The sequence below is a fragment of the Pseudomonas sp. A2 genome, assembly GCF_023100865.1.
Lineage (GTDB): Bacteria > Pseudomonadota > Gammaproteobacteria > Pseudomonadales > Pseudomonadaceae > Aquipseudomonas > Aquipseudomonas asiatica.
Window position 1 is genome coordinate 44345 of the sequence record NZ_CP039127.1, and the last position, 11972, is coordinate 56316.

General features: G+C 55.4%; 12 protein-coding genes. 8 read left to right on the forward strand and 4 right to left on the reverse strand.

What is annotated here, in order from left to right:
* The first annotated feature begins 159 nt into the window (after positions 1-159).
* Together E5221_RS00225 and E5221_RS00230 are read left to right on the forward strand one after the other, a co-directional pair.
* Complete coding sequence (locus tag E5221_RS00225) at positions 160-834, forward strand: heavy metal response regulator transcription factor (protein ID WP_003253457.1); 675 nt, start codon at positions 160-162, stop codon at positions 832-834.
* Positions 831-2249, forward strand: coding sequence for a heavy metal sensor histidine kinase (locus E5221_RS00230; protein WP_011953107.1), 1419 nt, complete (start codon positions 831-833; stop codon positions 2247-2249). Before E5221_RS00225 ends, E5221_RS00230 begins: the two co-directional genes overlap by 4 nt.
* A gap of 57 nt (positions 2250-2306) precedes the next feature.
* Here E5221_RS00230 and E5221_RS00235 read toward each other — a convergent pair whose 3' ends face one another.
* The gene (locus E5221_RS00235; RefSeq protein ID WP_010951442.1) at positions 2307-2894 is read right to left on the reverse strand and encodes a hypothetical protein; all 588 of its coding nucleotides are present in this window, start codon (positions 2892-2894) and stop codon (positions 2307-2309) included.
* 266 nt (positions 2895-3160) lie between these two features.
* Here E5221_RS00235 and E5221_RS00240 point away from each other — a divergent pair, with 266 nt between their 5' ends.
* The gene (locus E5221_RS00240) at positions 3161-3382 is read left to right on the forward strand and encodes a hypothetical protein (protein ID WP_010951443.1); all 222 of its coding nucleotides are present in this window, start codon (positions 3161-3163) and stop codon (positions 3380-3382) included.
* A gap of 82 nt (positions 3383-3464) precedes the next feature.
* Here E5221_RS00240 and E5221_RS00245 read toward each other — a convergent pair whose 3' ends face one another.
* The 3 genes from E5221_RS00245 to E5221_RS00255 are packed head-to-tail and all read right to left on the reverse strand — an operon-like array spanning position 3465 to position 6281.
* Positions 3465-4919, reverse strand: a complete 1455-nt coding sequence (locus E5221_RS00245; protein WP_010951444.1) for a phospholipid carrier-dependent glycosyltransferase — start codon at positions 4917-4919, stop codon at positions 3465-3467.
* The gene (locus E5221_RS00250) at positions 4913-5896 is read right to left on the reverse strand and encodes a glycosyltransferase family 2 protein (protein ID WP_010951445.1); all 984 of its coding nucleotides are present in this window, start codon (positions 5894-5896) and stop codon (positions 4913-4915) included. Before E5221_RS00250 ends, E5221_RS00245 begins: the two co-directional genes overlap by 7 nt.
* Positions 5862-6281: a GtrA family protein gene (locus E5221_RS00255; RefSeq protein WP_010951446.1), complete on the reverse strand. Its 420-nt coding sequence runs from the start codon at positions 6279-6281 to the stop codon at positions 5862-5864. The genes E5221_RS00250 and E5221_RS00255 overlap by 35 nt, the downstream gene beginning before the upstream one ends.
* 147 nt (positions 6282-6428) lie before the next feature.
* On the opposite strand from E5221_RS00255, the gene E5221_RS00260 reads away from it, so the two are divergent.
* From E5221_RS00260 to E5221_RS00280, 5 genes are all read left to right on the forward strand, one after another.
* Positions 6429-7412, forward strand: coding sequence for an IS5-like element IS2000 family transposase (locus tag E5221_RS00260; protein WP_013973047.1), 984 nt, complete (start codon positions 6429-6431; stop codon positions 7410-7412).
* Between the two features lie 316 nt (positions 7413-7728).
* Positions 7729-8697: a LysR family transcriptional regulator gene (locus E5221_RS00265; RefSeq protein WP_011953108.1), complete on the forward strand. Its 969-nt coding sequence runs from the start codon at positions 7729-7731 to the stop codon at positions 8695-8697.
* A 210-nt stretch (positions 8698-8907) separates the two neighbouring features.
* Positions 8908-10215 (forward strand): OprO/OprP family phosphate-selective porin, encoded by a 1308-nt coding sequence (locus E5221_RS00270; RefSeq protein WP_009395904.1) that lies wholly within the window; start codon positions 8908-8910, stop codon positions 10213-10215.
* A 298-nt stretch (positions 10216-10513) separates the two neighbouring features.
* Positions 10514-11539: a hypothetical protein gene (locus tag E5221_RS00275; RefSeq protein WP_011953109.1), complete on the forward strand. Its 1026-nt coding sequence runs from the start codon at positions 10514-10516 to the stop codon at positions 11537-11539.
* Between the two features lie 127 nt (positions 11540-11666).
* The gene (locus E5221_RS00280; RefSeq protein WP_010951451.1) at positions 11667-11891 is read left to right on the forward strand and encodes a hypothetical protein; all 225 of its coding nucleotides are present in this window, start codon (positions 11667-11669) and stop codon (positions 11889-11891) included.
* Positions 11892-11972 lie beyond the last annotated feature (81 nt).

Consider the following 11972-nt stretch of genomic DNA (forward strand, 5'->3'; position numbering starts at 1 on the left):
AGCTTCTTCGCGTTAAGATTCAAGCGTCCTCAGGTGACCCGGCGTATGGACAGAGGTAGCGACTACCACATGCCATACCCTCAGCCAAACTTTCGAACAGCCTGCAACCATAATCTTGGCGGATTAGGCCAACTCCTTCCTCACACCTTGAGATAAGTTATGCGCGTTCTAGTTGTGGAAGACGAAATTAAAACTGCCGAATATCTTCAGCAGGGCCTATCCGAAAGCGGGTATGTCGTAGATATCGTGCACAACGGTGTAGATGCTCTGCACTTGTTCAACACTAATGTCTATTCGTTGGTCCTCCTGGACGTGAACCTCCCGGGTATCGACGGCTGGGACCTGCTGGAAACCATCCGTAAGACCAGCCGGGTCCGCATCATCATGCTGACCGCCCGCGGACGCATCAATGACAAGCTCAAGGGCTTGGACGGCGGCGCGGATGACTACCTTGTGAAGCCATTCGAATTCCCTGAGCTGCTTGCTCGCATCCGTTCGCTGCAACGCCGTGGTGATGAGTTAGTCGAGAAGAGCTCGCTGAAAATTGCCGATCTGGAACTCGACTCCGTCCGCCATCGCGTCTTCCGCGGTGGCACACGCATCGATCTCACCACCAAGGAATTTGCGCTTCTGCACCTGCTCATGAGCCGAACGGGCGAAGCGCTGACTCGCTCTCAGATCATCTCGTTGGTCTGGGATATGAATTTCGATTGCGACACCAATGTCATCGATGTAGCCATCCGGCGCTTGCGCTCGAAGATCGATGACCCGTTTGAAACCAAGCTCATTCACACGCTTCGTGGCGTTGGGTACGTTTTTGAGGAACGCGCATGAGGCCATTCAGCCTGGCTGCAAAGCTGGGGTTAAAAGTTGGGTTGATGAGCGCAGCGTTGCTGCTTCTGTTCGCCACCTTTGGCTATCTGATGGTAGGCAAGGCTCTGGAAAGAAATGCCAGAGCAGACCTGGAAGTAAAGATGGCGGGGATGGCTCACAACCTGTCCACCATCCCGGACATCTCCGGCGTCAACGCGGATGCGCATCAGCTTGTCGATTTGGTCATGGGCCACAACAACCTGTATGTGAGCATATTCGATACCTCACAGAATCAGACTCCCCTGCTCTCGATTGGCTCGAAACAGGTCAATCTGGAGGTGCACAAGTTTCAGCCGGCGGCCCAGCCCAAAGAGCACGAATGGCGTGATACGCAGGACCGTCCTCTGCTGAGTGCTTCTCGAATCATGCGTTTGGGCGATGGAACAGAGGTCAGCGTCTATATGACCATGGACCAGTCATCCAGTGAGGCGCTGCTCGATGCGTTGCTGACCTGGGCCTTGATGATGTCCCCCGTCATCCTCGCACTGATCTTGGCCATTGGCTGGTGGACTGTGCGCAGAGGCCTGCTACCACTGACCAAGTTCCTCAAGATCGCCTCGAAAATCTCAACCGAGAGCCTTGACCATCGCCTTCCAACTGATGGGATGCCGGCAGAACTCAAAATGCTCGCCGACGGCATCAACATCATGCTGGCTCGCCTGGATGATGGGGTTCAGCAGCTCTCGCAGTTTTCTGACGACCTTGCTCACGAACTTCGAGCACCGCTTTCCAACCTGATGGGCAAGGCCCAGGTTGCCTTGACCAGAGAACGATCGCTTTCCGAGTACCGGGAGGTTCTGGAGTCGTGCACAGAAGAGCTGGACCGCATGAGCCGCATGGTTTCCGACATGCTGTTCTTGGCCCAGGTCAGTCATCCAGCATCAATGGTGGAGTTCGAATCCGTCTCCTTGGTCGACGAGGTTCAGCGAGTGTGCGAGCTCTTCAGCATTTCAGCAGAAGAAGGCGAGATTCAGCTGCAGATCTCCGGCAGTGATGACGTGGTGCGCGGGAATCGCCTGATGGTTCAACGTGCCGTCTCGAATCTGGTCTCGAACGCGATCCGTTACTGCCCTCGCGGCCGCACGGTCTACGTTAAGGTGCAGCATAGTGCGAGCGGTACGACGTTGAGTGTCGGCAACCCCGGCCGTGGTATTGCCAAGGAACACCACGCGCACTTGTTTGAGCGGTTCTACCGTGTGGACAAGAGCCGAGCACGGAGCGAAGGCGGTACCGGTCTTGGCTTGGCCATTGTGCAGTCGATCATGAGTCTGCACCAGGGATCGGCGAGCGTGGAGGTGACCGAAGAAAACTTCACCTGGTTCCACCTTCACTTTCCGGAAGCCCAGCAAATGCAGCCGGCAATGACCGCCGCTTAAATTGCGCAGACACGATTAGGCCCGTCAATCGACGGGCCTTTTGTTTGCCTCAATGCATCAGTGCCGAAGGACCACAGGGTCCATGGGCGACCGCAGAATCACCGACTTAATAATCTTCTGTTCGTCAGGATTGGCGTTTTTCCACAGGTGTGAGAAGTACTGAGCATTCACTTTCTCTTGAGCACTTACGCTGCCGGCGGCATCGATCAGGCGCATGGTCGAGTAGACACAGATCAGCGCCAGAATGAAGAACGCCGTGGCGACCACCATCACATAACGCTTGGCCAGCACCGGTGCCCGCTTGAGCTCCTGGATAGAGGCGTCCGCCGCCTTTGTCGCTGCTGTAAGCTCCGAGATCAGTGGCTGGATGGCGGTGTCGACTCCGCGGCATGCAGCTGAATACGCTGATGCAGCGGCGCGCAAGGCAACCTCCTCCGCGTTCGACCAAGCCTTCTCCGCCTTTCGCACCTCCTCCTGAATCTGCCGGCCGACAGCGTCCACCTGCTCCACCAGTTCGTTCGACCTCTCCAGAACAGCGCTGGAGGTGCGCGTCTGCGAGGTCAGCTCATCGAGCTGGACAGTGAGTTTTTCAGTGCAGCGGCGAAAGTCACCGATAGCAACTGCCCAGGGCTCTATGTCATTCATGGCTATCTCCTAGGGCGGCCAACAACGCCGCGCTGAATTAACGCGCTAGATATCAAAATTGTAATTTAAGAGAAAATTCGAAGTCGCCCTCGACAGTGCCGAGATAGACATGATCCTTCCAGATTTGAAGATTTAACGCATCCTATCTGCAGCCAAAATTACGGAATTGTAATTATTGACTCACCTTGTCGTTAGCTTCGCGTTCCTAAACTACAAACCAACAAAGGCCGCTAATCAGGTTGGCCTAGTATGAACCGAGGTTCACAATGAAATTTGTCAAATCTATCGCTATTGGCAGCCTGCTGCTGGGTCTCATGGGTACCGCTTACGCTGAAGGCGGCTTCGAGCGAACGAAACAGTTCAACGAGAACTTCCGAACCGAACAGGCTCGCCTATGGAGCGATGACTCTTCGGACCAGAACAAACAACAAGTCGCTCAAGAGCAAAAGAAAGAAAGCAAGGATGGTAAGGAACAAGCCGACAATTAATCGGCGGTTAAATAGGACTTCAAATGACGAAAGAAATCGACAAAAAAGCCAGGGTAAAACCTGGCTTTTTTGTGCTTGGAATTTAGCCTTCGTTCTTGCGAGGCGTTTCCGCATTGCTTTCTCCGGCCAGACCCTCGGCACCTTGTGCGGGGCGTTTCCAATGGCACAGCAGGAGCTGGCTGGCGTTCGCTTCGGTGATCGATGTGCAAGCTAGATCAGCGGGCAGACCATCCTTGCTGTCTCGCAAGCGCCTGGACAGATAGAACGAGCCATCCCGCGGCCACTTGGCAGGATCCTTGATGTTCTCGGACTTCCCGCTGCTGTAAAACTCCGACGAGTATGAGCGGCGGCCAGGATAGATCAGGGGAGCGGAATGAGCAGACTGCACATTGAGCCAGGCTTGAACCACATCCCGCTGATTCTGAGGGCGCTCCTCTAGTACCCCGGCGTAGATGATGCCCGCACCGATGATTGGCAACACCAATGCGCTCGCAGCGGCAGCCCAGGTGGTCTTCGGGCCAACTTCGCTGACCCGTGCAGACAGCAGCAATGCCCACGCTGGCAGCGCGGGTAGCAGGTAGGTCCACAGAATGTTGCCTGCAAATGTGAAGAAGACCGGTGTCGCCAAGGCCCACAGCCAGAGGTAGGCTTTGAAGCGCTGCATCGATCCACGCTTGCGGATCAACAGTGGTAGAAACAAGGCCCATGGCAGTAGCGACAATCCGAGCTGGATCCAGATGCTGCCGTACGGCTTGGCATGAGCACTACCATAGAGGTCCCCTGCCCAGTTACTGACGACGTAGCGGCTCCAGTGCTCACCAACGAAGAAGTACTCCATGAAGCCGGGCGTTTTCATCTCGGCCGCGACATACCATGGCACGGATATACCGAACATGAGTACAAGGCCGCTAATCCAGGGAAGCCTCAGTACCCGTCCCCATTCCTTGTAGATAACGAACCAGGCGAATGCCGGCGCCCCCATAAGCACCAGGGTCAGCGGCCCTTTGGCAAGCAAGCCCAGCCCGAGACCTGCGAACATCAGGTAGGCATCCGCCTTGCTGGCGCACTTCATCCAACGCCAGAAACCGTAGCTGGCCAGCAGAATCGAGAACGACAAAACAGGGTCAGTCAGCACAACACCGCTGGAGACCAGGCCAAGTGTGGTGCTGGAAAAAATAATGGCAGCCCAGATGCCGGCGTTACGAGAAATCTGCTGCGTGCCGAGTTTGATGATGATGAAACAGCTTGCCAGGTGGAGTAGCCACGCTGGGAAGCGCGCAGCGAACTCGTTAACGCCGAAGACCGTCATGCTCGCGGCCTGGGTCCAGAAGGACAACGGAGGCTTGCCCCAGAACGGTACCCCGTAGTCGAACATGGGCGTGATCCAGTCATTCAACTCGACCATCTTGCGAGCCATTTCAGCGTAACGGGCCTCAGATGTGTCCATCAGCGGGTAGATGCCCAGCCCCACCAAACGCAATAGCAAAATCGAACCCAGGACCCACCACAGCGTCCTCTCGTTCTTCAGGTTCAGCATTTCTTACCCTCGATCGAAGCCATCGAAGGGTGGAGTGACACGGGATCTGCCTTGTTGCTGTGCTTCAGGAAATAGAGAGGCCGGCGCTTCACTTCCGCGAGTGTCACGCCCAGGTACTCCCCCACCATGGCGACACCGACGCACATGAATGAAGCCATTCCGACGATCAGGTGATGGATGTCGAAACTGCCTGCCACAAGCGACGCAAGCATGTAGCAGATGCTGGAGACGAAAAGACCGAAACTGATGAGGCTGAAAATGCGCAGTGGTTTGCGAGAGAAGCTGACGATGCTCTCGATGGCCAGATTGAACAGGCCAGCTGCATTCCATTTGGTGCTCCCGGCATGGCGAACAGTGCGATTGTAGGGGAGTTCGATGGTACGAAAGCCTACCCAGCCGATCATGCCTTTGAGAATCCTGGAGCGTTCATCCAGGGCCCGCAGGGCTGCCAGCGGCGCAGGCCCAATCAATCGGAAATCGCTGACATCGGCCGGCATGTCCACCTTCTCCACCAGGCGCTGCATGACCCAGTAGTAAGCCCGGGCACTCATGCGCTTGAACCACGAATCACCGATTCTCAGGTTGCGCTGCATGTTCACCACGTCGTAGCCGCGTTGCCAGTAGTCCACCATGGCCGCGATGAGCTCTGGTGGATCCTGCAGGTCGACATCAATGAAGATCAGCGCACTGCCACGGGCATGGTCTATCCCGGCGCTCAGTGCAGCCTCTTTGCCGAAGTTGCGACTCAGGGACAGGCAACGTACAGATGACCCATCCTGATAGTGGCGAAGAATGTCGGCCGTCCGGTCATTACTGCCGTCGTCGACATAGAGGATTTCGCAGGAGACGGGTAAGCGCTTCACCACGCGGGTGATTCGCTGGTGGAACTCGGGGATGGTTTCCTCTTCCTGGAAGCAAGGGACCACGATGGTTAACAAGGGATCAGGGCGCTCGGGAAAGCGATGTAATGTCTGCATGATTGAATGTCCAAAAACGATGTGCAATGAATCCAAGTGCAGTGAGGCTTAAGGTCACTACGACTTGGGAGATGAGCGGTGACAGATTCGACTTGATGAGGAACCACATACCCACGCCATTGCCGAAGTTTGTGGTTAACGCGACCAGTGCAAACCTGACAGGCTGAAACTTACGAGAGCCATCTGCCACAAAACAGAGCGCCCTATTTCCAATGAAGCTCGCGATTGCGCCAACCATGCCGCCACAGATACTGGCCAGTAACGGAGTAACGAATTCTGTCGTAACCAGCAATAGGAACACCGCATAATGGACTCCCGTTGCTATGAAGCCGATCCCCAGATAACGAATCAGTAAGGTAGTAAGAGGTGGGGTTTGATTTTCCATGCCCAAAGCCTATGGAGGCAAAGGTGAAAAAATAGTGAACTAAATGTAAATGCGTAATTAGGGATTCTCCGATCAAGTCAGCACAGGCCATCTGACCTGTGCTGAAATAGCCCTCCGTCCAACTGCCTTCTACAAGTCCGCCATCCCATGAGTCAGATGAGCTTTTCCGATTTCGAGTACGCCGGCAAGCGCAAGCAAACCCGTCGCGAGCGTTTCCTGGCCGAGATGGAACAGGTGGTACCGTGGAGTGGACTGGTGGCGTTGATCGAGCCTCACTACCCAAAGGCTGGCGGTGGCCGCAAGCCTTATCCTCTGGAAACCATGCTGCGCATTCACCTGCTGCAGAATTGGTTCTCTTTGAGCGATCCCGCCATGGAAGAGGCGCTGTACGAGATCACTTCGATGCGCCAGTTCGCTCGTCTGACGCTCAGCGCTCCGATCCCCGAAGACACGACGATCATGAACTTCCGGCACCTGCTGGAGAAGCATCAGTTGGCAGCCGGCATTCTGGAAACCATCAACAATTACCTGCAAGACAAGGGCCTGTCGTTGCGCCAGGGCACCATTGTCGACGCGACCATCATCCACGCGCCCAGTTCGACCAAGAACAAGGAAGGCAAGCGCGATCCTGAAATGCATCAAACGAAGAAGGGCAACCAGTACTATTTCGGCATGAAGGCCCACATCGGCGCGGATGCTGAATCGGGTCTGGTGCATCACGTTCATGGCACCGCCGCGAACGTAGCTGACGTGACGGAGGTCGCTCAGCTATTGCATGGCGAAGAGAATGTCGTGTGTGCGGATGCGGGTTACACAGGCGTGGAAAAGCGGCCAGAACACGAGGGACGGCAGGTGATATGGCAGGTCGCTGCCCGCCGCAGCACCTACAAACACTTGAGCAAACGCAGCGTGCTCTACCAAGCCAAGCGCAAGATCGAAAAGGCCAAGGCGCAAGTGCGTGCGAAGGTGGAGCACCCGTTCCGGGTGATCAAACGCCAGTTCGGCTATGTAAAGACTCGTTTTCGCGGCTTGGCCAAGAACACGGCGCAACTGACCACGCTGTTTGCCCTGTCGAATCTGTGGATGGTGCGCCGGCAATTATTGCCTGCTGCGGGAGAGGTGCGCCCGTGAGTCCGGATAACCAAGGCTTTGCCTTGGTTATCCAATAATCAGCGACTGAAAAGCGGGCTTTTCGGCATCCCTAAGCCGCCCATTTCCGACTGATGAGCAACTTGTTCGGAGTTTCCTTAGCCGAATCTATATATGGTAAGTAACAAGTCGGCGCACTAGGCTAGCACGCTACAATATCAGAGGGATTGCCTGAAAATTACGCTTTCGAAATAAAAGCCTTCCGATAACGCATGCATGACCCGTGGATTACAATGTTGACAAGATAAGGAAACACCGGGTGGCATTGAGATAGATTCCCCGAATTAAGGGGGACCTAATGGTTACACAAAATGAAACATATACAAGCAGCGTTGTTCCTTACAGCCCTGACATATTGGATGATTTGCCAATTGATGATCAGCTGGCCGTAGAGTTTTTCGCAACAGCACGTTGTGCCAGTTTCAAACAGGCTGCCCGAGGGCTCAATGTGCCAGTGGTAGGCCTGCGGAAACGCTTGGAGAAACTGGAAGAGCACATTGGTGCTCCCGTGTTTGTCTACAAACACAACAAGCTTGCCCTGACCCGCACAGGCGAGAGGGTCAGCCATTACCTGTGCCAGCTCTTCGGCCCAGACGGCCTTGGCAAGTCCGGTGAAAAGGAAGTCCCCAGGCTTACCATCGCGATCACAGAGCCAGTGCTGAACGACATCGTAAACCGCGATCTAGTCGCCTACGTGCGTGATCATGCCGAAATGCAGCTGGAAATCCATTCAGAATGCACAACGCAGATGCTTTCTGAGTGTGAAGTCGATGTGGGTATCGCTTTGGTGAGCCCAGATGATAAAGGCGCGCTTGATCGCCATCCTACGTATAGGTTTGAAAGGCTTGGCCGGATTGGGCACGCCCTGTTCATTTCCAGCCGCTATTCAAGAAGCGTCACCCTTCCAGTGGAGAGCTTGGATTTGCACAACTTCATGCTCGTTGTCCCTTGGGATGAAGAGATCTTGGCGGGCTCACGAAAGTGGGCATCGATAATGGCTGAGCATCAGGGCGGTACCACTCGGGTCAAGAGCTACAACCTATCACGAGGCCTTGTCGTTGGCGGTGCGTGTATTGGAGTGCTGCCCGACTACAGCCGAAAACTGGAGAGAAATATCCTACCCGTGCCGGGTTTCCTGGACGACCTGGAGGAGAAAGATGTCTATCTTGTTATCAAAACGAAGCTTGTCCGCAATCCGCAGGTTTTGGAAATTCGAAGATTGATCAAGAAGAGCTTCTTTGATAAGAAGGACTGGCTTGTTCGGTAACAGTTTTGTTAGGTTTCAAACTCCTCCGTTAACACTACAGAAACACAACTGTCATATTCGCTTGCAACCTAGTCAGAGTGCTTAGAACAAAGGCATCTTGTTACAGCGGGTGACAACCGTGGCCTGCTCCCATCTGCAAGATAAATTTAGGCCGGCGCAGGGCGAAATATAACGTCGGTAGCTAAGCACTTAACATACGAGAGGCAAGCAATGATCCGTTCTTCGAACATGCGGGAAAAGCTGTTGGCTGCCGCAATAATAGGCACATTTTCCTCGCAAGCATTCTCCGGAACAGTAACCACTGACGGAGCTGACATCGTTCTGAAGACCAAGGGCGGTCTTGAAGTATCGACTTCTGACAAGGAATTCAGTTTCAAACTGGGCGGCCGAGTTCAGGCCGACTACGGCCGTTTCGATGGTGTCTTCACCAAGAATGGCGATACCGCTGACGCAGGCTACTTCCGTCGCGCCTACCTTGAGCTCGGTGGCGTGCTGTACCGCGACTGGAAGTATCAGCTCAACTACGACCTTTCCCGCAACACGGGCAACGACTCCGACGGCTACTTCGACGAAGCCAGCCTGACCTACACGGGTTTCAAGCCGGTGCAACTGCGCTTTGGCCGTTTCTACACCGACTTCGGTCTTGAGAAAGCCACCAGTTCGAAGTGGACCACCGCCATGGAGCGGAACCTCTCGTACGACCTGGCGGACTGGATCAACGACAACGCCGGCATGGGTGTTCAAGCCACCAGCACCATCGCTGACATGGCTTATGTTTCCGGTAGCGTTTTCAGCGAAACCAATAACAACTCGGATGGCGACAGCACCAAGCGCTACAACGTACGTGGCGTGTTCGCACCGCTGCACAGTGATGGCAACGTCCTGCACGTCGGTGCTCAGTACGCTTACCGCGACCTCAAAAACAGTGCGGTCGATACCCGGATTCGTTCGCGTCTGGGCGTCCGCGGTGTAGATACCAATGGCGGCGGCGATGCCGGCACCAACGGCAACCGCATGCTGTTTGGCGGTGCTGCTGCACAAGATGGCCTGTGGAAGGACGACTCGGTCTGGGGTCTCGAAGGTGCCTGGGCCACCGGCCCGTTCTCGGTTCAAGCGGAATACCTTCGCCGCAAGCTGAAAGCTGACCAGGCCAACAACGACATGAAGGCCTCCGGTTACTACGCCCAGATGGCTTACACCCTGACCGGCGAGCCGCGTATCTACAAGCTCGATGGTGCCAAGTTCGACACTATCAAACCAGAGAACAAGGAACTGGGGGCCTGGGAAGTCTTCTACCGCTTTGACGATATCAAGGTCGAAGACGGCAACCTGGTCACCGCGGCGGACCAATCGAACGAGCGCAAGGCCAAGAGCCACACGGTGGGTGTGAACTGGTACGTCAACGAGGCGGTGAAAGTCAGTGCCAACTACATCAACGTGCGCACCGACAACAACGAGAACACCGTGGGCGACGACAGCGGCAATGCCATCGTGACCCGCCTGCAATACGTCTTCTGATCCCTCTCATCAGTCTGACGTGAGAAAGCCGGAAGCGCTCAACGTGCTTCCGGCTTTCCTGTTTCTGGAGGTGATCAAGCATGGAGCGCCCTCCTCCTACCTGCTTTCGCTTACCGATGACCGCTCTTGCCAAAGCTCGGCGAATCTGATGTGATTGCCGCGTCGGGCTTTGCATGGTGGCCGTGCAAGCAAATCAAACCTGACTCCTATTCATGATTGAACCTGATTCGACGTCCAGCTTCGCGTCTAACGGCCCTACAAGCGCAGCTACCCCAACGTCGCTCATTAGGGGATAGTCATGTCTGCAAAAAAGCTGCTTCAACCTCTCGCTGCTCAGCTGCACGCCTCGTTCTCGGCTTCTGGCCGCCCGTACTCTCATCTGCACCTCCACCAGCTGTTCCACGCGGCCATCGGCTCCGTTGCACCGCAAGTTGCCATCCAAGACAAGCTGCCAATTCAGGTCTGTCGTGACAACGAGACACGGCAGTACAACCTCTACGCGGCGGTCGAGCGGGCGAAAACGTGCTTAGGATTGACCGATCTTCAAGCAGTCGGTGTGGCTGAAGAAGTCATTGAGGTGCTACGAACTGCGGGAATCGGCGTGAACCAGGTTCGCCTGCTCCTTGACCCCTCCTTCAGCTCGAAGACTCGCAAAAAGGCCTTCAAGGCTCTCTGCAAGAACCTGGATCTGAACGAGCTAGGCGATCGCTTCGTCCCCAAGACTGCCACGTTGGCCATCGCTGCTGGTATTGCGCCGCCTCCCAAAATGTCGTGGAAGGATCGCTTCGCCCTGGCTGCAAATTCCCCCATGCGGGGGCCAAGCGAGCTCATCAGCATGGTCAACCGGGATGAGTGTTATCTGTGGGTATTCCCACCGACTGACCATCATGCGACGGCTCCAGCGACGCATGACCGTTTCTTTGGTGAAAAGACCCACCCGAGCGCAGAAATGGGCATGGGGTTCAGCATCATCGATTCCGGCTGGACCCGCCCCAAGTACCCGCTATCCAGGCAGTCACAAGAGACCTTCATCCAGTATTCGCTTTCTGCGCCGATGTGGTCCTGGCGCGCACAAAGTGACACCTGGCGCCTGGGAAACATCCTGCGTTCAAGAATCCTTGACGGGGCTCCTTGGCATAACGAGCCTCTGAGTGACGTGCTTCCGAGCGGCCTTAAATCCCTGCCCCGGATCTATGGGTGCGAAACCTGCCGAACGCTGTTCATTGAGAATCACAGCGACTACCCGGATGTACCCACTCAGTGCCAATGCGGTGAGGCGAGCAGCACGGGTGACCAAAACGAGTCATCTGCTCTCAATAGCTGATTTTCCTTACGGTGGCGGGCTGAGCCCCCCGTTAGGGATTGGCTATGGGAGCGGGATTCGCTCACCCCAAACCTGAAGGCGCCGCCACCTAACCGAGCGATATGAGCTGAATGCTCGCGGAGTAGATATGCAAAAGAGTAAAAACAAACAGGACACCCTGGCGGCGATCAATGCGCTTGTCGAGATTGCGTATGATCAGGGATTTGCGGACGGACACGGAGTCGGCAATCAAGTCGGTTTCGTAGCCGGTGTCATGAGCCTCAAAGCTGCATTGGCCTGCGGCTTACGGCATGGCTCACCTGAGTGCGGAAAGGCCCTTGAAAGCCTCAAGCGCATCGGGATCGACGAGTGAGAGAAAAGTACGGGTCGTGCGCTGATCGCGCACGACCCGTACTTCTACTTCAGGTCATTTCCCTGCTTAGCTTCATGATTG